Source organism: Mesorhizobium sp. M0408, assembly GCF_040321495.1.
In the GTDB taxonomy this organism is placed as follows: domain Bacteria; phylum Pseudomonadota; class Alphaproteobacteria; order Rhizobiales; family Rhizobiaceae; genus Mesorhizobium.
This window is the reverse complement of record NZ_JAMYRO010000027.1, coordinates 43084-62550: the sequence shown is the minus strand read 5'-3', so window position 1 is coordinate 62550 and position 19467 is coordinate 43084. Positions and strand designations below refer to the sequence as shown.

Annotated in this window: 19 protein-coding genes; 7 read left to right on the top strand and 12 right to left on the bottom strand. The window is 61.2% G+C overall.

All coding sequences use genetic code 11. The features are described 5' to 3' along the window. Positions 1-167: 167 nt before the first annotated feature. The 3 genes from minC to minE are packed head-to-tail and all read left to right on the top strand — an operon-like array spanning position 168 to position 1991. A complete protein-coding gene (minC, locus tag NKI67_RS26210; protein ID WP_352587357.1) occupies positions 168-887 on the top strand; it encodes a septum site-determining protein MinC in 720 nt (239 codons plus the stop codon). A gap of 19 nt (positions 888-906) precedes the next feature. Further along, positions 907-1722 carry a septum site-determining protein MinD gene (gene minD / locus NKI67_RS26205; protein ID WP_023677152.1) on the top strand — a complete coding sequence of 272 codons (816 nt, stop codon included), beginning with the start codon at positions 907-909 and terminating at the stop codon, positions 1720-1722. Further along, entirely contained in the window at positions 1719-1991 is a 273-nt protein-coding gene (gene minE / locus NKI67_RS26200; RefSeq protein WP_023677151.1) for a cell division topological specificity factor MinE, read from the top strand. Before minD ends, minE begins: the two co-directional genes overlap by 4 nt. Before the next feature lie 182 nt (positions 1992-2173). Here minE and NKI67_RS26195 read toward each other — a convergent pair whose 3' ends face one another. The 6 genes from NKI67_RS26195 to NKI67_RS26170 form a co-directional block, all read right to left on the bottom strand. Further along, complete coding sequence (locus NKI67_RS26195; protein WP_352569033.1) at positions 2174-3493, bottom strand: ABC transporter substrate-binding protein; 1320 nt, start codon at positions 3491-3493, stop codon at positions 2174-2176. Between the two features lie 94 nt (positions 3494-3587). After that, positions 3588-4436 (bottom strand): carbohydrate ABC transporter permease, encoded by an 849-nt coding sequence (locus NKI67_RS26190; RefSeq protein ID WP_352569032.1) that lies wholly within the window; start codon positions 4434-4436, stop codon positions 3588-3590. Continuing rightward, positions 4433-5350: a carbohydrate ABC transporter permease gene (locus NKI67_RS26185; protein WP_502894499.1), complete on the bottom strand. Its 918-nt coding sequence runs from the start codon at positions 5348-5350 to the stop codon at positions 4433-4435. Before NKI67_RS26185 ends, NKI67_RS26190 begins: the two co-directional genes overlap by 4 nt. Positions 5351-5369: 19 nt before the next feature. Then, positions 5370-6461 (bottom strand): ABC transporter ATP-binding protein, encoded by a 1092-nt coding sequence (locus NKI67_RS26180; RefSeq protein ID WP_352569030.1) that lies wholly within the window; start codon positions 6459-6461, stop codon positions 5370-5372. A gap of 49 nt (positions 6462-6510) precedes the next feature. After that, on the bottom strand, positions 6511-8022 hold the full coding sequence (gene arfA / locus NKI67_RS26175) for an arabinosylfuranosidase ArfA (protein WP_352647578.1): 1512 nt from the start codon (positions 8020-8022) through the stop codon (positions 6511-6513). A 184-nt stretch (positions 8023-8206) separates the two neighbouring features. Continuing rightward, on the bottom strand, positions 8207-9133 hold the full coding sequence (locus NKI67_RS26170) for an ArsR/SmtB family transcription factor (RefSeq protein WP_352576412.1): 927 nt from the start codon (positions 9131-9133) through the stop codon (positions 8207-8209). A gap of 249 nt (positions 9134-9382) precedes the next feature. Between NKI67_RS26170 and NKI67_RS26165 the strand changes: the two genes are divergently transcribed. The 4 genes from NKI67_RS26165 to NKI67_RS26150 are packed head-to-tail and all read left to right on the top strand — an operon-like array spanning position 9383 to position 13412. Then, entirely contained in the window at positions 9383-10261 is an 879-nt protein-coding gene (locus tag NKI67_RS26165; protein WP_023675645.1) for an ABC transporter permease, read from the top strand. After that, positions 10258-11079 (top strand): ABC transporter permease, encoded by an 822-nt coding sequence (locus tag NKI67_RS26160; RefSeq protein ID WP_352647576.1) that lies wholly within the window; start codon positions 10258-10260, stop codon positions 11077-11079. The genes NKI67_RS26165 and NKI67_RS26160 overlap by 4 nt, the downstream gene beginning before the upstream one ends. Positions 11080-11101: 22 nt before the next feature. Next, positions 11102-12244 (top strand): extracellular solute-binding protein, encoded by a 1143-nt coding sequence (locus tag NKI67_RS26155; RefSeq protein ID WP_023675643.1) that lies wholly within the window; start codon positions 11102-11104, stop codon positions 12242-12244. Further along, entirely contained in the window at positions 12237-13412 is a 1176-nt protein-coding gene (locus tag NKI67_RS26150; protein WP_352647574.1) for an ABC transporter ATP-binding protein, read from the top strand. The genes NKI67_RS26155 and NKI67_RS26150 overlap by 8 nt, the downstream gene beginning before the upstream one ends. A gap of 19 nt (positions 13413-13431) precedes the next feature. Here NKI67_RS26150 and NKI67_RS26145 read toward each other — a convergent pair whose 3' ends face one another. The 6 genes from NKI67_RS26145 to NKI67_RS26120 all read right to left on the bottom strand — a co-directional run bounded on the left by NKI67_RS26145 (position 13432) and on the right by NKI67_RS26120 (position 19409). Further along, positions 13432-14409: a branched-chain amino acid ABC transporter permease gene (locus NKI67_RS26145; protein WP_352647571.1), complete on the bottom strand. Its 978-nt coding sequence runs from the start codon at positions 14407-14409 to the stop codon at positions 13432-13434. A gap of 1 nt (position 14410) precedes the next feature. Further along, positions 14411-15292 carry a branched-chain amino acid ABC transporter permease gene (locus NKI67_RS26140; protein ID WP_352569024.1) on the bottom strand — a complete coding sequence of 294 codons (882 nt, stop codon included), beginning with the start codon at positions 15290-15292 and terminating at the stop codon, positions 14411-14413. Positions 15293-15402: 110 nt separating this feature from the next. Continuing rightward, on the bottom strand, positions 15403-16395 hold the full coding sequence (locus NKI67_RS26135) for an ABC transporter ATP-binding protein (RefSeq protein ID WP_352449665.1): 993 nt from the start codon (positions 16393-16395) through the stop codon (positions 15403-15405). Further along, positions 16392-17417: an ABC transporter ATP-binding protein gene (locus NKI67_RS26130; RefSeq protein ID WP_023675639.1), complete on the bottom strand. Its 1026-nt coding sequence runs from the start codon at positions 17415-17417 to the stop codon at positions 16392-16394. Before NKI67_RS26130 ends, NKI67_RS26135 begins: the two co-directional genes overlap by 4 nt. Continuing rightward, positions 17407-18381 (bottom strand): ABC transporter permease, encoded by a 975-nt coding sequence (locus NKI67_RS26125; RefSeq protein ID WP_023675638.1) that lies wholly within the window; start codon positions 18379-18381, stop codon positions 17407-17409. Before NKI67_RS26125 ends, NKI67_RS26130 begins: the two co-directional genes overlap by 11 nt. Further along, on the bottom strand, positions 18381-19409 hold the full coding sequence (locus NKI67_RS26120) for an ABC transporter permease (protein ID WP_352635888.1): 1029 nt from the start codon (positions 19407-19409) through the stop codon (positions 18381-18383). Before NKI67_RS26120 ends, NKI67_RS26125 begins: the two co-directional genes overlap by 1 nt. Between the last annotated feature and the right edge of the window lie 58 nt (positions 19410-19467).

Genomic DNA, 19467 nt, shown 5'->3' with positions numbered 1-19467 from the left:
CGCCTCCAGGCAGCCGCGAGGAGGACCTCGTCGTGCATCGGAAGCAGGGCGCCGGCGGGGCGATCAGGGGCAAAAAGAATGCCTCCGCCAACGCCTCGGGAAGCCGCCATTAACTTTTCGTTAACCATGCCGGGCTAGCCTTAACCAATCAGTAAGGACTCGCCTCTGTGACCTGCGTCTCTCCCATCCAAAACAAGTCCATACGCTTTCGAGCGCGCTCGTTTGTAGCCTTCACCCTCACCCCTGAGGCCCCGCTAGGGGAATGGCTGCAAAGCCTCGATCACTGGACCGAAAACTCTCCCGGCTTCTTTGCCGGCCGCCCGGTCGTGCTCGATCTGAATATACTCAAGCCCGAGGTGGGCGAGATGCGGGATCTGGTCTTACAACTCGCGGAGCGCGGGATTCGCATCTACGCGATCGAGGCCGATGGCAATGTAGCTCTCGATGCCGATCTGCCGCCGCTCCTCGTTGGCGCCAAGGAGGCCACCGCCGACGCGCTTTACGTGCAGCCGCACCCGAAGGCCGCAGCTGAGGCCAAGACGGAAGAGCCGCAGGCGCCGAACTCATTGATGATCAAGGCACCGATCCGCTCCGGCCAGTCGATCTTTCATCCCGATGGCGATGTGGTCATTGTCGGCTCCGTCAGTTCCGGTTCCGAGATCATCGCCGGAGGATCGATCCACGTCTACGGCACGCTGCGTGGACGTGCGTTCGCCGGCGCCACGGGAAATTCCGCGGCTCGCATCTTTTGCCGGAAAAACGAAGCCGAACTTCTGGCGGTGGACGGCTGGTACCGCACTGCCGAGGAGATGGACGCCTCCTCGCGAGGAAGGCCGGTACAGGCCTTTCTCGAGGACGGCGCACTTTGCGTCGCACCGCTCAACTAACAACATTGGAGGCACAAATATGGGCAAGGTAGTGGTTGTCACATCCGGCAAAGGGGGTGTCGGCAAGACGACCTCGACGGCCGCTCTCGGCGCCGCGGTCGCGAAAACCGGCAAGCGGGTGGCTCTCGTCGATTTCGACGTCGGCCTGCGCAACCTCGATCTGATCATGGGTGCCGAGCGGCGCGTTGTTTTCGATATCGTCAACGTCATTCAGGGAACCGCCAAGCTTTCGCAGGCGCTGATCCGTGACAAGCGACTCGAAACGCTGTTCCTGCTGCCGGCCTCGCAAACGCGCGACAAGGATGCTCTCACCGAGGAAGGCGTCGCCGATGTCATCGACAAGCTGCGATCGGTTTTCGACTACGTCTTCTGCGACAGCCCAGCCGGCATAGAGCGGGGCGCGCAACTTGCCATGCGCTTTGCCGACGAGGCGGTAATCGTCACCAACCCGGAAGTGAGCTCGGTCCGCGATTCCGATCGCATCATCGGCCTGCTCGACTCCAGAACGATGAAAGCCGAGCAAGGTGAATCGATTGTCAAACACGTCCTCGTCACGCGCTACGATGCTGCGCGCGCTGCCCGCGGCGAGATGCTGAGCATCGATGACGTGCTCGAGATCCTGTCGACGCCCTTGCTGGGAATAATTCCCGAGAGCCAGGACGTGCTGCGCGCATCCAATGTGGGCGCGCCGGTTACGCTCAGCGAAAACACCAACCCCGCCGCACGCGCCTATATCGACGCGGCAAGAAGACTCGAGGGCGAGGACCTGCCGGTCATTCTGCCTTTCGAGCGGAGGGGCCTCCTCGACCGGCTGTTGGGAAGGAGGGCAGCATGAACCTGCTCGATATCTTCAAGCGCCGCGGCAGCGCGCCGGTGGCGCGCGAACGCTTGCAACTGCTGTTGGCTTACGAGCGTCGAAGCCGCAACCAGCCCGATCTCGTCTCGGTGTTGCGCGAGGAGATCATGGCGGTGATCGCCCGGCATGTTCAGGTCGACCAGGATTTCCTGCAGGTGAGCATGGATCACGGCGAAACGACGTCGAGATTGGAGATCGACATCCAGATCCCCAACAAGGTCGCAATGCCCATGGCCGCGGCGTTCTAACGGAATCCTCCGGCCAGGGCTTGCGTCGGCTGCTGCCGAGGTTGCGGCGCCGTGGTTGGCGTGTTTGACCCGGTCGCCACCGGCAAGTTCTCGCAATTCGAGGACAATAACCACTCCCTCACCAAAACCCCGCGGCCGTTTCCAGCCGCGGGGGCCTTGGGAGGGCCTTTCGAAACCCGTGATCAAATGTTGGCGAGCAATTCGTTGACGCGGCTTTCCATGTCGGCAAGCGCGGTATCGACGTCCTTCTGGCCACTGATTGCTGCACTCATCTCTTCGCCGATAATGTCCTGGATCGCAAACTGACGCTGTACGGCGGACGGCAGCGGCTTGCCGAGATCAGCGACCGCAGAGATCGTGTTGCGATGCGGCAGTGCCTTGAAAGCGTCCGAGGTGATGACGGCCTTGTAGGCCGGCAAGTGGCCGGTGCGCGACCATTCGAAGTCGTTGTCGGCGAAGAACTTCAGGAATTTACCGATAGCCGCGATCTGTTCAGGCGTGCGGTCTTTCTGCGAAACGGCCCAGGTGTGGCCGTCGGCATATTGCGCATGGGCGCCGCCAAACAGCTGCGGATACGGATAGACCGCATAGCCGCCCTTGTTGAGCGCCGTACCCTTGGTCTCGGACTGGGCGTTGTAATCGCCGACCACCCAGGTGCCGTTAAGGTGGACGCCACCCTCGCCGGCAAGGAAGGCGTTGATCGAGCCGCCATAATCGAGATCCTTGGTGGTGTAGCCCTTCTCGAAGATCGCCTTGTACATCTCGACGACCTTCTTGGCTTCCGGCGTATTCAACTTCACGTGCTTCGGATCGGCAAAGAAATCGGAATCCTGCTGGAAAAGATAGGTGTAGAGGTTGCGTGTGTAGAGTGCAGTCTCATTGGTCAGGTTCTGGACGAAATAAGGCTTGCCCGTCTTCTGCTTGAACTGTTCGGCCTGGGCGAGCAGTTCCTCGGGCGACTTTGGAAAAATCGGCGTGCCGTCGGCATTGACGAGGCCGGCTCGTTTGAAAAGATCCATGTTGACGTGATAGAGCATCGTCCAGCTGTCGATCGGCAGGCCATAGACCTTGCCGTCTTTGGTGGCGCCATTGCGTGCCGCGTCGGTGAAGGCGTCGGGTGTCACGCCGACCGACTTCAAGAGATCGTCGAGCGGCATCAACAGGCCCTTCGACTGATAATCCGACAGTACGGATTCATGGATCGTGACGATGTCCGGAGCGTCGCCTGAAGCGAACTGCGCGGTCAGCTGATCATAGCCGGGCCATTCCACGGTGGTGACGTTGACATGGACATCGGGATTGTCGGCGTTGAACTTGTTGATTAGCGAGGTGATGATGCCACATTCGCCAACGGCCTTGGTGGCATCGGTGTTGGTGCCGAAATCGGCATCGCAGGCGCCGAAAAAGCGCTGCACGCTCAGCTCCGTGGCCGCGAAGCTTGGACTTGCGAGCATCATTGCGCCCGCAGAGACTGCGGCAAACAGTATTTTCTTCAGTTTCATATCAGTTCCTCCTACTGAGTTTCCGCCGCTCCACCCTGGATTGGCTTTCGTGCTTCAATTGCTGCGCATTCCCCCGGCCGTCAGGCAATCTTCGTTATCTCACCGCAGCGCCGGAGACCGCCGTGACGATGTATTTCTGGAAGAACAGGTAGACGATCAGGATCGGTGCACCGGCGAACACCGCCTGCGCCATCAGGAAGCCGATGCCTTCGGACTGGGCGAAGTTGGTCTGGGTCGAGGCCATGCCGACCGTCAGCGTGAACATGTCCTTCCTCGTCGCCGAAATCAGCGGCCAGAAGTAGTCGTTCCAGGCCCCGAGAAAGGTGAAGATGCCGAGCGTCGCCTGCGCAGGCAGCGTGAGCGGCAGAAGCACCTTCCAGAAAATTCTGAGCCGGCTGGCGTTATCGAGCATGGCGGCTTCGTCCAGCTCCTTCGGGATGGCCTTGAAATACTGGGTCATCAGGAAGACACCGAACGGAGCCGAAAGGCCCGGCAGAATGAGCCCTTGATAGGTGTTGTGGAACTTCAGCATGCTGAAGATCTGGTGACGGGCGACAAGCACGGCCTGTTCCGGGACCGCCAGACCGAACAGCACGATCACGAACAGCACGTCTCGGCCGGGGAAATTCAGCCGTGCAAAACCGTAGCCGGCGAGCGACGACAGGATCAACGTGCCGAGCGTCAATCCGCCCGAGACGATGATGCTGTTGCGCACCCAGATGAACACGGACGAGGTGCCGACGGTGTTGATGTAGTTCTTCAGCGTATAGGGTGCGTGAAACACCGAGTTCGGATCGGCCATCAGCTCCGTATTGTCCTTGAGTGACAGGCCGATGACCCACAGAACCGGCGCGATCATGACGATCGAAAGCAGGATGACCAGGGCCAATAACAAATGGTCGCCAAATGCCCGGCCCTTGATGGAGGCTGCTGGGGCGCTCATGCCTGGTCTCCCCTGCTGCGTGTCACCAGGTACTGGGCCATGGCCGCGACCAGGATGAGGATGAACAGGATTTCCGATGCAGCGGCACCCAGGCCGAGATCCCAGCGACGGAATGCGGTATCGTAGATATAGAGCACGATCGGCTTGGTCAGATTGTTCGGACCGCCGCGCGTCATTAGCCAGGCCTGGCCGAAGAGCTGGAATTGCAGCACGATCTGGATGATGATCACCAGGATGAAGGTCCGCTTGATCGACGGCAGCGTGATCGACCGTAGCGTCTGCCAGCGATTGGCATTGTCCAGCGCTGCCGCCTCGTAAATGTCCTGCGGGATCTGCTGGAGTGCTGAGAGAAAGAGCATCATCGGCAGGCCGATGCACCACCAGATGGTGGCAATGGCGATGCCGACCATCGCCAGGCTGGGATCGGAAATGAAGGCCGGAGCCGTTGCGCCGAACCATCCGTAGATCGTCGACAACAGGCCGACATTCGGAATGAAGACGATGCGCCAGATCAGCGTGACGATGGTGACCGATAGCACCGACGAGGAAAAGAACAGCGTCCGCAAAACCGCGGCAGCGCGCGTGCGGCGGTTGAGGCAAAGCGCCAGGAAAAGGCCGATCAGCGCCAGCGTCGGCACCGTCAGAAGCACGAAATAGAAGGTGTTCCAGATCGATTGCAGGAAGACCTTGTCGTGATACAGCCTGGAGTAATTGCCGAGACCGACAAAATTTCCGGACGAGAACGTGTCGGCCTTGTGGAAACTCAGCCACATCCCCCAGAGCAGCGGGAAGAGCAGCAACGTGGTGAAGAAGAACAAGAATGGCGCAACGAAAATGACGTTTCGCCATTGCGGCGCATAGATGTCGGCGGTAGGGGCTCTGACGCCGCCAGCAAGCGTCGCGGTCGGGGACATCGCCAGCCGGTCAGCCATCTCAGGCCCCCCTCGCATGCCAGGCGCGGCCGGTTTCGTTGAACAGATGCGATTTCTGGCCGTCAAAGGCGAGCCCGATTCTGTCGCCGACGGCGACGCGGCTGTTGCCGGCATCCGAGCCGACGATCTGCTGGCCATCGCCCAGCCGCGCGTAGATCAGGGTGCGTTCGCCGAGCCGCTCGAGCACATCGACCACGCCGCCGGCATTGCCCTGTCCGGCGGCAACGATGCGCACGTCTTCAGAACGGATGCCGAAAGTGTACTTGCCATCGGTCAGTTGGCTGGAGGCGATCTCGGTCTGCACCGAGACGCCGTCCGCAAACCTGGCCGTGGCGTTCTCGCCGGATCTGTCAAGCGTCGCATCGACGAAGTTCATCGCCGGCGCGCCGACGAAACCCGCGACGAATTTGGTCGCCGGGCGCTCGTAGATCTCCATCGGGGTACCGATCTGGTCGATCTTGCGATTGTTCATGACGACGATGCGGTCGGCCAGCGTCATTGCCTCGACCTGGTCATGGGTGACGAAGATCATCGTCGATTGCAGCCGCTGGTGAAGCTGGGCAAGCTCGATGCGGGTGCGGGTGCGCAACGCCGCATCGAGATTGGAGAGCGGCTCGTCGAACAGAAAGGCCTTCGGCTCCTTGACGATCGCACGGCCGATGGCGACGCGCTGGCGCTGGCCGCCGGAGAGCTGGCCCGGCTTGCGATCGAGCAGATGCGGCATTTCGAGGATGCGGGCGGCTTCGTTGATGCGCGCCTCGATGACCTTGCCTGGAACGCCGATATTCGCAAGGCCGAAGGCCATGTTGTCGCGCACCGTCATATGCGGATAAAGCGCATAGGACTGGAACACCATGGCAATGCCGCGCTTGCCCGGTGGCAGATGATCGATGCGCTCGTTGTTGATCGCAATCTCGCCGCTATCGACAGCTTCGAGCCCGGCAATCATCCGAAGAAGCGTCGATTTTCCGCAGCCGGACGGGCCCAGGAACACGATGAATTCGCGTGCCCTTATGGAGAGCGACAGATGATCCAGCACCGTCATGGCACCGAACTGCTTGCTTACGTTCCTGATCTCGATATCGGCCGTCACGTCGACGCTCCTCCTCAGCGTTTGCGCTTTCTCGATGATCCGCCTGAACTCAGAGCCTCAGGCGTATGACCTGGTAGGAATAGGCCGGCAGTGACAGGCTCAGCTTGCCGCCGGCGAGCGAGGCGCCCTCACCCTTCCTGGGGCCGACATTGCCAGGGTTTTCGGCCGAATTGACGGCTTTCAGATCGGCGTGTGCCATCACCTGGTGATTGACGATCTCCGCCGCGCCGAAGCCGGTGAGGTCGACCACTGTTTCGATTGCCTCGCTCGAATGGCGGTTGACGGCGAAGAAGGTGACGTGGCCGGTTTGCCTGTCGTGCACGCCGGCAACATCGACATAGGCGACGTCGCCCGCAACGCTGGATTTGTAGGTCGGGCTTTCCACCTTGAGATCCAGCGCATTGCCGCGACCATAGTTAGAAGCAAACAGATAGGGATAAAAAATCGTCTGCCGCCATGCCGGGCCATTCGGAACGGTCATGATCGGCGCGATGACATTGACCAGTTGTGCCAGGCAGGCGATCTTGACGACATCGGAACGGCGGATGAAGGTGTTGAGGATCAGGCCGACCTGCAGCACATCCTCGAAATTATAGATGTCTTCGAGCAACGGCGGGGCGAACGGCCAGCCGTTGCTGCCGCCGAGTATCTTCCTGTCCTGCTCCTTGGAATGGTACCAGACGTTCCATTCGTCGAACGAGATGTAGACCTGTTTGTTGGAGCGCTTCTTGGCCTTGATATACTCGATGACGCCGGCGACCGAGACAATGTAGTCGTCGAGCTTTTCGCTCATGGCGAGATAGTTCGGAGCGTCGTTGGCGTCGTTGTCGAAATACATGTGCAGCGAGATGTAGTCGACCTCGTTGTAGGTATGGTCGAGAACCGTCGCTTCCCATTCAGGGTAGGTCGGCATCTTGGCATTCGAAGAGCCGCAGACCACCAGCTCGAGTGACTTGGAGAAGGCGCGCATGGCCTTGGCCGTCTCATGCGCCAGCCGGCCATACTCGTCCGCGGTCTTGTGACCGATCTGCCAGGGGCCATCCATTTCATTGCCGAGGCACCAGAGCTTGACGTCGAAGGGCTCCTTGCGGCCGTTGGCGATGCGCCTGTCGCTCCATTTGCTGCCGCCGGGATGGTTGGCGTACTCCAGCAGATTGCGGGCTTCGTCGAGGCCGCGCGAGCCGAGATTGACGGCAAGCATCATCTCGGTGTTGGCGCAGGTGCACCAATCGGCAAATTCATGCAGGCCGACTTCGTTGCTTTCCGATGTGTGCCAGGCGAGGTCGAGGCGCACTGGGCGCTGTTCCTTGGGACCAATGCCGTCTTCCCAATTGTAGGCCGAGACGAAATTGCCGCCGGGATAGCGGACGATCGGAACATTGAGTTCCCTGACGAGATCGATGACGTCCTGACGCATGCCGTTGGCATCCGCTGTCGGATGGCCGGGCTCATAGATGCCGGTGTAAACTGCCCGCCCCAGATGCTCGATGAAGGATCCGTAGAGCCTCGGATCGATTTCCGAGACGACATAATGCGGATGAGCCGTAACGGCTGCCTTCATGCATTCCTCCCATCGATATCACAAACGATGATTTAAATCATCTTGCCCGATATCAAAGAGGAATTAGCAGCCCTTCGTCAAGCCAAAATACCCAAATGTAGGACAATTAGACGAACGCTTTGGCACAGCAGAAAGCCAGATAGTTGAAATTGCTGCGTTATCTTCAGAACCCGGTTTCATGATATCAACCAGTTTTGATCCTGAGCAGGATGTCCTGATCGTAATTTCCAAAGCCCTTGCCGAAAATATTGATCCCGCCAGGGCGCTTGGCGTCGTCCTTGACGCCGATACGGACGCGGATTGAATGATGGCTCTTCAGATCGAGTGCGGCGACGCCGGTTTCGGAAATCCTGAGGCCGTCGACATAGGTGCCGTCATTGGCAATTCGCCAGTTCTTCAGCTTACCGTATTGCGAGCCCTTGAGCTTCCACCAGGAGGGCGTGAAGACGCCGCGCTTGTCGCCGAAATCCCCCGGCGACGTCCAGGTGCCGACATCGACGCCATTGATCGTCAGCGTGATGTCCGAGGGCCAATCGGCGCTGGTGCCCGGCACTTCCGAAGACAGCTCTATCGCAACTTCGAGTCCGGTGATCTCGGCATTGGCGAGCTTGGCATTGTTGGGGAACTGGTATTCGACAAAACCGCGCGTGAACCATAGCAGACCGGCTTTCATGCGGTCCGGATCGAGGAAAGTGTTGGGAACATCGAGCAGACCGATGATGCCGTCCGGCGAACAAAGGCCGCAGGGCGCGGTAACCTCGAAGCCGGTATAAAGCCCGATCGGCATCGACACTTCGATCGCGTCGTTCTTGACCGCACGATATTCGCTCTTGAACACGACGAGCACTTCTTCGGCCGTCGGATAACAGATTTTCTGACTGCCTTTCTTCGCTTTCAGGTTCTCGGTGCGGATCAGCCCCGCATCCTCCAGCACCTGGATGTTGGTCGAGACGGTCGACTGCGGCAGCGACAGCACGGCGGCGATTTCGTTGACATTCATCGGCCCCTTCTCATGCAGCAGTTTCAGCATCGAGATCCGCGCCGAGGAGGCAAGCCCCTTGAGCACGGCAATGCCTTCCTCAGGTTCAATCACCAGAAAATTGCGACTCATGAAATTGCCCGGCCCATGTAAAATCTATATCCGAAATTACCCTGTATATCGGGATATCTGATTTAATCAATGTGCAGGCGGAACGCCGGGCAATTTGTTGAATCCGGCAGGGCGAGGGTCGCGCGGTGGCCCTGCACAGAATTTGTGCAGGAGCCATATGCAGAGTGGACACCTGAACGCCGATCGCCCAATCTAGTCCGGAGCCGAGCCCGGTGATGGCGGCTTGCACATAGAGTGGTTGGACGGGTCGTGACCAAAGGGTGGAAATTATACGATCAGCGACTGGCCTGGGTCCTCGTCGCGCCTGTGCTTTTACTGCTTACCCTGCTTCTGCTGCTGCCGATCGCGATGATGACGGTCTACACGTTTTTCACCTTCGTCACCGCGGGGGTGGAATCGGCGGTGCTGACCTTCGACAACTGGAAGGAATTCCTCACCGACAGCTACTATCACGGTTTTCTTTGGAAGACCGTTCGCGTCGGCGCCATCACCGCTGTGATCTGCGCGATCCTTGGCTATTTCCCCGCCTATTTCATCTGGGCCACGACCTTCAGGCACAAATGGCTGCTGTTGCTGCTGCTCATCGTGCCGTTCTGGATCAGCTTCACCATCCGGACATTCTCGTGGATCCATATTCTCGGCGAACAGGGGCTGATCAACGTCGTGCTCATCAGGCTGGGGGTTATCAACGAGCCGTTGCCGATGCTCTACACCGAGGGCGCCGTCATCATGGGGCTGCTGCATTTTCTGCTGCCCTATATGATCCTGAACGTCTATGTCAGCCTGGAAAGCATCGACCGCACGCTGATCGCCGCCGCCCGCTCGATGGGCTGTACCAGCGCGCAGGCGTTTCGCGAAGTGACCCTGCCGCTATCGATGCCGGGGCTGGGCGCCGGGCTGCTGCTCTGCTTCGTGCTGGCGGCCGGCTCCTATGTGACGCCGCAGCTGCTCGGCGGCAGCCGCGATGCGCTGTTCGGCAACTTGATCTACGACACCATCATGGGGCAGCTCAATTGGCCGATGGGCGCCACGCTTTCCATCGTCCTGTTCGTTCTGCTCGGCGCGGCCGCGGCCGCCTACAGCCGCTATATGGGCCTATCGCAGATCATGAAGGGCCTCAGTGCATGAGAGCGGATCATCCCAATCGCGAAGGCAGATGGGTGTGGCGGCTGACCGGCGCGATCACGGTGTGCGTCTACCTCTTCATGTTTGCGCCGATCCTCGCCACGGTCGTGCTTTCCTTCAACGCCTCGATGTTCGGCGGCTTTCCCCTCACCGGCTTCAGCCTGCGATGGTACGAAAAGCTGCTCACCAACGAGCCGGTTCTCGACGCCTTCCGGACATCGATGTGGATTGCCCTGGTGACGGCAACGGTGACGACGCTGCTCGGCATCATGGCGGCATTGGCGCTGGTGCGCTTCGAGTTCCGTGGCAAGCAGGCGATCAACACGCTTGTCATTCTTCCCGCGCTGGTCCCCGAAACGATACTCGGCGTCGGCCTGCTGGTCATGATCAAAGCCGTCGACCAGCCGCGCAGCATGACGCTGCTGGTGCTCGGCCACATTCTGCTCACGCTCCCCTACGTGGTGCTGATCGTCCAGGCGCGCATGGTCGGCATAAAACGTTCCTATGAGGAGGCGGCGCTGTCGCTCGGGGCGCCGCGTGTGTCGACATTCCGCGAAATCACGCTGCCGCTGCTCATTCCCGCAGTGCTTGCCAGTGTTCTGCTCGCTTTCACCATTTCGTTCGACAACACCTCGGCCAGCCTTTTCTGGCGGCCGGCGGGCGTCGAGACCATGCCGACGCAAATCCTTTCGATGCTGAAGATCTCGATCAGCCCCGAGGTGAACGCGCTCGGAACCGTCATGATCCTTTTGACGGTCGGCATTCCCTTGGCTGGCGGGCTCGTCCTGCAAAGCCTCACCTGGTTCAAGGCAGGCAAGTGAAGATTAAAATGGGAGAATGGAAATGAAACTGACAACCACCAAACGACTGGAACGGCTCAACGAACGCTATGCCAATGGCGACATCAGCCGCCGATCGTTCCTGACGCTGACGGCCGCCGCTGCCGCCGCCACCGGGCTTTCCATGCCCTGGATGGGACGGGCGCTCGCCGCGGTTTCGGAAGTGCGCTTCGACGGATGGGGCGGCGTGGTGCAGGAGGCGATCGATAAGTACGCGTTCCAGCCTTACACCGCCAAGTCCAAGGTCAAGGTCGTCCAGGGCACCTTTGGCGACGAGAACGAGATCATCACCAAGATCAAGACGTCGAAACCAGGCGACTTCCAGATCGTCCATTCTTCCGGCGTCAACTACTATATCAAATACGTCAATGGCGGTTTCAATTCCGAGATCAACGAGGCGAACATTCCGAACATGGCGAATGTGCTGACCGCCATGATCGAGCCGTTCCGTAAGATCACGCCGAAGCTGTCGGCGGTGCCATATGATTACGGCACCACCGGCATCGCCTACAACAACAAGGTCATCTCGCCGGAAGAAGCCAAGGAAAAGGGCGCCAACCTGCTTACCGACACGAAATATGCCGGCAAGATCGGCGGCTACGCCGATATGACGACGCGCGTCTGGTATGCGGCACTGCAGACGAAACAGGACCCCAACAACATCCAGGACATGGATGCGGTCTGGGCCAAGGTTCGCGAGACCCGCGACCTGGCCAAGAAGTTCTGGAGTTCCGGCGCGGAACTCATGGACCTCCTGTCGCGAAACGAGATCGTCGTCACTGACGCCTGGTCAGGACGTGTCGCCGCCCTGCAGCAGCAGGGCCAGCCGATCGGCTATCTCGACCCTGCCGGCTCATACGCATGGATGGAGGACATGCTGGTGCTCAAGGGATCGCCCATGGCCGAATGCGAGGAGCTGATCAATTTCATGCTGGATCCGGCCACGTCGATCGCCGTCGCCGAGGGCCAGAACTATCCGCCATCGCTTGACCCGACCAAGGTGAAGCTGACCGACAAGATCGCGGCGCTTCCGGCCTTCGACCCGACTGGATCGATGAAATCGCTGACCTTCGCCGATCCGCTCTACTGGGCGAAGAACGAAGACGCCTGGACCAAGCAATGGGACAGGGTGTCGAAAGGTGCATGACGACAACAGCCACGACCAGCAGCCCCGGCCGGCTTCGGCCGGGGCTGATGGCGACCCGCTCGCCCAGAGCGAGCGGCAGCCGATAGGAAAGCCTGCGGTCGAGTTTCGCGACATCGATATTTTCTACGGCAAGTTCGCCGCTGTGCGCGATTTTTCACTGGCGATCCGCAAGGGTAGTTTCGTCACCTTGCTGGGGCCGTCCGGGTGCGGCAAGACGACGATCCTGCGCTCGATCGCGGGCCTGGTCGACATCTCCGGTGGCCAGATCTCGATCGGCGGAAAGCGGGTCGACGACATCCCGATCTACAAGCGCAACATTGGTCTGGTGTTCCAGAACTACGCGCTCTTTCCGCACAAGAACGTCTTCGACAACGTCGCATTCGGCCTGAAATACCGGAACGTGCCGAAACCGGAAATCGTGCGCCGGGTCAAGAAGGCGCTGGATATGGTGCGGCTGCCCGGCAGTGAGACAAAGCTGCCGTCACAGCTCTCGGGCGGCCAGCAGCAACGCATCGCACTGGCCCGCGCCATCGTCTTCGAGCCGGAAGTGCTGCTGCTGGACGAGCCCTTGTCGGCGCTCGACGCCAATATGCGCGAGGACATGCGCGTCGAGATCAAGAAAATCCAGAGGGAGACGGGCATCACCGCTATCTTCGTGACGCACGACCAGGAAGAAGCCTTGTCGATGTCCGACCACATTGTCGTGATGAACGCCGGCCTGATCGAGCAGATCGGCTCCCCCGCGCAGGTCTATGACCAGCCGGCCACCGCATTCGTCGCCAATTTCCTGGGCAAGGCCAACATGCTGCCCGGCAGCGTGACCGTGATGGACGGCAAGATGGCGACGATCGCGCTGGCCACCGGCCATGTCGTAAAGGCGGCCGCGCCGAAGGCGCTCGCGACCGGCAGCGCGGTCACCGTCGTCGTTCGCCCGCAGAAGCTTACCGTCGGTACCGCCGGTGCTGCCAACAGGCTGGCGGGACGGATCGTCTCGACCTCCTATCTCGGCGGCAATGCGGTCTACGAGATCGACATCGGCGCCGGCACGCTGGTGCGCGCCAACACGTTGATCGACGGCCAGCCGCTGCGTGAAGGCGAAGCGGTCGATGTCTGCTTCGACCAGCTGGGCTGCGTGCTTCTCGACGCGCAAGGCTTACGCATCGCCTAGCGAGGCGGAACTGAGCCGTTCAGTCTTTCGCGTCACCCTTTGGCCCGAGAAACCGCGCATAGACCTCACCGACAATACCGCGCCGGAAAACCAGCACGCAGACCATGAAGGTCAGGCCGGTGGCGATGGTCACCGGAAAGTTCGAGGTGGCGAGCGTGTTTTCCAGGCCGACGACCAGACTGGCGCCGATGATCGGCCCGGCCATGGTGCCGATGCCGCCGAGGAGCGTCATCAGGATCACCTCGCCCGACATCTGCCAGGTGACGTCGGTGAGCGTGGCAAACTGAAAAACGATCGCCTTGAGCGCGCCGGCCAGCCCGGCCAATGTTGCCGACATGACGAAAGCCGCCAGCTTGTAGTTGGCGACGGAATAGCCGAGCGAAATGGCCCGGCTCTCGTTTTCCCGGATGGAACGCAGGATCATGCCGAAAGGCGAGTTGATGATGCGCCAGATGGCGAACACGCCGATCAGGAAGACCGCCAGCACGAAATAATAGATGTTCATCGAGACGTTCACGTCGAGCATTCCAAGCAGCCTGCCGCGCGGCACGCCCTGGATGCCGTCCTCACCTCCGGTGAACGGCGCCTGCACGCAGAAGAAGAAGAACATCTGCGACAGCGCCAGCGTGATCATGGCGAAATAGATGCCTTGCCGGCGGATGGCAAAGAAGCCCATCACAAGGCCGAGCAGCGCAGCTCCCAGGACACCGAGCAGGATGCCCGCTTCCGGCGGCCAGCCCCAGACCTTGACCGCGTATGCGGTGAAATAGGCCGCCCCGCCGAAGAATGTCGCATGGCCGAAGGACAACAGCCCGGTGTAGCCGAGCAGAAGATTGAACGCGCAGGCAAACAGCGCAAAGCACAGCATCTTCATAAGGAAGATCGGATAGACGAAGAAAGGCGCCACCAGCAGCGCCAGGATGCCGAGCCCGACCAGCGCCCATTCAAGCCGTGCCGAATTCTTGGCACACGTCTCGCGAAGTGTCAGTTCGGCCATCTCAGGCATCCCTTCCGAACAGGCCGGCTGGCCGGACCAGAAGCACGATCGCCATGATGACGAAGACCACCAGATTGGAGGCTTCGGGATAGAAGACCTTGGTCAGGCCTTCGGCGAGGCCAAGCATGTAACCGGTGACGATCGCCCCGAGGATCGATCCCATGCCGCCGACCACGACGACGGCGAAGACGACGATGATGAGGTCAGATCCCATCAGCGGGCTCACCTGATAGATCGGCGCGGCGAGAACCCCCGCAAGCCCGGCAAGAGCGGCGCCGAGGCCGTAGGTGAGGGTCAGCAGCAACGGCACGTTGACGCCGAAAGCCTGCACCAGCCCGGGGTTCTCCGTCGCCGCCCGCAGATAGGAGCCCAGCCTGGTCTTCTCGATCAGCGCCCAGGTGCCAAAACAGACGATCATCGAGGCGACCACCACCCAGCCGCGGTAATTAGGCAGGAACATGAAGCCGAGATTGGTTCCCCCCGAGAGCAGCGGCGGCACGGAATAAGGGCTTCCTGATACGCCATAGTAGTAACGGAACACTCCTTCGAGCACGAGCGCGAGGCCAAAGGTGAAAAGCAACCCGTAGAGCGGGTCGATGTCGTAAAGCCTCGACAGCGCCAGGCGCTCGACCACGACGCCGAAGCCGCCGACGATCAGCGGCGACAGGATCAGAGCCGGCCAGTAGCCGATGCCAAACCGGGTGAGAAGCAGGTACCCGACGAAGGCGCCGAGCATATAGAGCGCGCCGTGGGCAAAATTGATGACGCGCAACAGGCCGAATATGACAGCCAGGCCCAGGCTCAACATTGCGTAGAACGAGCCGTTGATGAGGCCGACCAGCAATTGGCCGAGGAATGCCTGAACGGGTATTCCGAAGATCATCGCAACATAGCGTCGGATCGTGCGGCGTCCAGATCGGCCTCTATTCTCGCCGAAGCGACGATTACGGCTGAACGGTCCTGATCCGATATCGCTGAACGAGAATTCCCTCGTCAACCGCCGGCTGGATGATGGCAAGCAACCAGGCGGCCCTCGCCAATGCTTTGGAGAAGCGGACGGTCGCTGCGGCAGATCGGGGTGGCAGCTGGGCAACGGGTGTGGAACCGGCACCCTGAGGGTGGGCTCATCGGGCTGGGCAGGTCACCCTTGAGCACCAGCCGGCCGCGCCGCGCCCGGTCGATGCTGGGTATCGGCACGGCGGAACGCAGCGCCGCGGTGTAATGATGTCTGGGCGCCGCAAAGACCTCGTCGGTCGGCCCGCTCTCCACGATCGATCCCAGATACATCACCGCCACACGGCTCGAGATCTGACGCACCACGGAAAGGTCGTGAGCGATGAACACATAAGTCAGGTTGTACTCCTCGCGCAGGTCGGCGAGCAGATTGACGATCTGCGCCTGGATCGACACGTCGAGCGCCGAGACCGGCTCGTCGGCCACGATCAGGCGTGGCCGCAGCGCCAGCGCGCGGGCGATGCCGATACGCTGGCGCTGGCCGCCGGAGAATTCGTGCGGGTAGCGCGATGCGTGCTGGGGCGACAAGTCGACCCGGCGCAGGAGCTCGGCCACGCGGTCCGCCATTTCCGATGCCGAGAGGCGTTCATGGATGCGGAACGGATCGGCCAGCAGATCGCCGACCCGCCGGCGCGGATTGAGCGAAGCGCTGGGATCCTGAAAGACCATCTGCATCTGCCGCCGCAACGGACGAAGCTGGCGCTGGGAGGCGTCGCTGATGTCGCGGCCCTCGAATTCCAGCGACCCCGAGCTGATTTCGGTCAGACGCACCAGACACCGGCCAAGCGTGGATTTGCCGCAACCGGACTCGCCGACGATGCCGAGGGTCTCCCCGGGCCAGATGTCGAGCGACACCGTATCAACCGCATGCACGGTCCGGCGCTGCGCCGGGAAGATCGAGCGGCCGACGCTATAGCGCTTCGACAGGTCGCCGGCACGAAGCAGCGGACGTTCGCGTGGCATGGCATTCATCGTTGCATCTCCACCACGCCGCCAGGCCTCTGGGCAGCGAATTGTCGGCGCGTAGGCTCCGGCAACAGGCACGCGGCGCGATGGCTCTCGCCTTGCATGATCGGCAGTTGAACCAGACAGGCGTCGTGGCGAAAGGCGCAGCGGGGGCTGAAGGCGCAGCCTTTCGGCAGATTGGAGAGCGACGGCGGAATTCCCGGAATGGCAGCGAGCCGGGCTGGACGTGGTCCCTCCATCGGCGGGATCGAGCCGAACAAGCCCCATGTGTAGGGATGCAGCGGCGCCCGGAACACGCTGCTCTTGCCGCCCTCCTCGACAAAGCGTCCGCCATACATCACCAGTACCCGGTCCGCGACTTCGGCGACGACGCCAAGATCGTGCGTGACCAGGATCACAGCGGAACCGAACTGGTCGCGCAATCGTCCGATCAGTTCGAGGATCTGCGCCTGCACGGTAACATCGAGGGCTGTAGTCGGTTCATCCGCGACGAGCAGCGCCGGGTTGCACGAGAGCGCCATGGCAATCACCGCGCGCTGGCGCATACCGCCGGAAAGCTGGTGCGGGTAGCTGTCGATGACCCGATCCGGATTTGCGATGCCGACCGCATCCAGCAATTGCACGGCCCTCGCCCGTACCGCTTTCGCCGACACCTTTTCATGCGCGCGGACCTGCTCGCCGATCTGGTTGCCGATCGTATGCACCGGGGTGAGCGCAGACATCGGATCCTGGAAGATCATCGCGATCTGGCGGCCGCGAATGGCATCGAGCGCACGCCGCTTGAGCCCGATCAACTCCTGTCCCATGAAACGGATGGAACCGGAGACGATAGCGTTGGGGCTGTCGATCAACCCCATAATGGCGAGCAAGGTCTGGCTTTTGCCCGAACCGGATTCGCCGACCACACCGACGATCTCGCGCTGCTCGACGGAGAACGAAACACCTCCCACCGCGCGCACCAGGCCCTCGTCGCTGCGGAAGGAGACGGCGAGGTCCTTGACCACCAGAAGAGGAGCATCAGCCGACATCGCGAGCCCTCGGGTCGATGAAGACGAAGACCACGTCGACGACGAAGTTTGCCATCACCACGAAGAAGGCGGCGTAGATCACCGTGGCAAGGATCATCGGCAGATCGAGCGTCTGCAGCGCCTCATAGGTCAGTTTTCCGACGCCCTGCAGTCCGAAGACCACTTCGGTCAGCAGCGCACCGCCACCGACCAGGGCACCGAAGTCGAGGCCGAACATGGTAACAAATGCGACCAGCGAGGTCCTGAGGCCATGATGCAGCACCACCCGCCGCTCGCCGATCCCCTTGGCTCGGGCGGTGCGGATGAAATCCTCCTGCATCATCTCGATCAGGCTTGCCCGCAGCACCCGGCCGTAGAGGCCGACATAAAGGGTTGCCAGCGTGAACCACGGAATGACGAGCGCCTTGAACCAGCCCCAGGGATTCTCGGTCAGGGGGATGTAGCCGAGCGGAGGAACCCAGGAAAACAGCCAGCTGTCGTGCCAGCGGCTTTGCGTCAGCAGGTTGGCGACCTCGCCCAGCCAGAAGACCGGGATCGACACGCCTACCAGGCTCAGGATCATCAGCGCGCGATCAATGAATGTACCGCGCGTTGCGCCTGCGATCACACCGACGATCAATCCGCCGAGCACCCACAGCACTGCCGCGCCGCCGACCAGCGACAGCGTCACGGGAATGGCGCTTATCACGGTCGGAATGACGCGCTGCCCGCGATTGACGAAGGAGGTGAGATCGCGGCTGACGAAAAGCCGGTTCATCATCAGCCCATATTGCACCGGCAATGGCCGGTCGAGACCGAAATCGTGGCGCACCTGGATCAGCGTCTCTTGCGAAGCATTGCGGCCGGCAATGCGCGCCGATGGATCAGCGCCAGGCGTCGCAAAGAAGATCAGGAAAGCGACGACGCTGATACCGAACATAACCAGCACCATCTGGCCAAGCCGGAAGCCGAGCGCGGCAACCACTAGACGCCCCTCGGCGAGGATTTCGGATCGAGCGCGTCGCGCACGCCGTCGCCCAGAATGTTTAGGGCCAGCACCGTGATCACAATGGCTAGCCCCGGCGCCAGTGCCACGACCGGCCGCGAATAGAGCAGGCCCTGGCCGTCCTGGATGATCGTGCCCCAGCTGGCATCCGGCGGCTGCACGCCGATCGACAGGAACGACAGCGAGGATTCCGTCATCATGTTGAGCGCCAGGATCAACGGCACGAAAACGATGATGCGGGTCACCACATTGGGCATGATGTCGCGCAAAAGGATGCGCCAGGGCGATGCGCCAACGCCGATCGCAGCGGTGACGAATTCGGCATGCATTAAGGTCAGGACATGGCCGCGGATCGGCCGCGCCACATAGGGCACATAGACGATGCCGATGATGAAGACCGGTAGCCACAGGCTGCCGGAGCGGATTTCGAACGGACCGATCTGGATACTCTGCGCAATCAGCACGATCGACAACGAAATCGCCAACAGGAAAATCGGAAAAGCCCAGAGCACGTCGAGAATGCGCGACAGGCCGATGTCGACGATGCCGCCGAAGAAGCCGGAAACGACCCCCAGGAATGTCGCGAGGACAAGGCACAGCACGGCTGCAGCACCCGAGATCAACAGCGAATCCCGTCCGCCGTAAAGCAGCCGCGCCGCGACGTCACGGCCCTGGTTGTCGGCACCGAGCATATAGGGGCCGATGCGCCAGGTCGGCCCGACCGGCGTCATGCCGAGGCCAAGGCCTTCGGTGGAGGGCTGCAGCACCGGCTGGGTCACCCCATCGACGACGATCTCGCCATTGAGATTGGTCACAAATGGATCGGTGCCGGAGACGTATCGCGCATAAAGCGGCGCCGCGAGCGAGGCGATCACGATGACGACGAGCACGGCGAAGGCAGATATTGCCGAACGATCGCCTTTCAGCTTGCGCCAAGCGGTGCGCCACGGGCCATCGGTGGCCCGGCGAACCGGGATGGCAGGCTGGTCCGCAATGACATTGACCATGAACAGGATTGCCTGGGAAAAATCGCGGCCTGGAAGATGCGCTGATCCGCCGGAAAAG

What these genes read in the sequence shown, in the direction of transcription:
- NKI67_RS26155 (WP_023675643.1), top strand. Translation starts at nt 11,102, where the DNA reads ATGAAACTGACAACCACCAAACGACTGGAACGGCTCAACGAACGCTAT.
- NKI67_RS26140 (WP_352569024.1), bottom strand. Translation starts at nt 15,292, where the DNA reads ATGATCTTCGGAATACCCGTTCAGGCATTCCTCGGCCAATTGCTGGTC.
- NKI67_RS26170 (WP_352576412.1), bottom strand. Translation starts at nt 9,133, where the DNA reads ATGAGTCGCAATTTTCTGGTGATTGAACCTGAGGAAGGCATTGCCGTG.
- NKI67_RS26120 (WP_352635888.1), bottom strand. Translation starts at nt 19,409, where the DNA reads ATGGTCAATGTCATTGCGGACCAGCCTGCCATCCCGGTTCGCCGGGCC.
- NKI67_RS26190 (WP_352569032.1), bottom strand. Translation starts at nt 4,436, where the DNA reads ATGAGCGCCCCAGCAGCCTCCATCAAGGGCCGGGCATTTGGCGACCAT.
- minE (WP_023677151.1), top strand. Translation starts at nt 1,719, where the DNA reads ATGAACCTGCTCGATATCTTCAAGCGCCGCGGCAGCGCGCCGGTGGCG.
- NKI67_RS26145 (WP_352647571.1), bottom strand. Translation starts at nt 14,409, where the DNA reads ATGGCCGAACTGACACTTCGCGAGACGTGTGCCAAGAATTCGGCACGG.
- minD (WP_023677152.1), top strand. Translation starts at nt 907, where the DNA reads ATGGGCAAGGTAGTGGTTGTCACATCCGGCAAAGGGGGTGTCGGCAAG.
- NKI67_RS26135 (WP_352449665.1), bottom strand. Translation starts at nt 16,395, where the DNA reads ATGAATGCCATGCCACGCGAACGTCCGCTGCTTCGTGCCGGCGACCTG.
- NKI67_RS26130 (WP_023675639.1), bottom strand. Translation starts at nt 17,417, where the DNA reads ATGTCGGCTGATGCTCCTCTTCTGGTGGTCAAGGACCTCGCCGTCTCC.
- NKI67_RS26185 (WP_502894499.1), bottom strand. Translation starts at nt 5,350, where the DNA reads ATGTCCCCGACCGCGACGCTTGCTGGCGGCGTCAGAGCCCCTACCGCC.
- NKI67_RS26160 (WP_352647576.1), top strand. Translation starts at nt 10,258, where the DNA reads ATGAGAGCGGATCATCCCAATCGCGAAGGCAGATGGGTGTGGCGGCTG.
- NKI67_RS26195 (WP_352569033.1), bottom strand. Translation starts at nt 3,493, where the DNA reads ATGAAACTGAAGAAAATACTGTTTGCCGCAGTCTCTGCGGGCGCAATG.
- arfA (WP_352647578.1), bottom strand. Translation starts at nt 8,022, where the DNA reads ATGAAGGCAGCCGTTACGGCTCATCCGCATTATGTCGTCTCGGAAATC.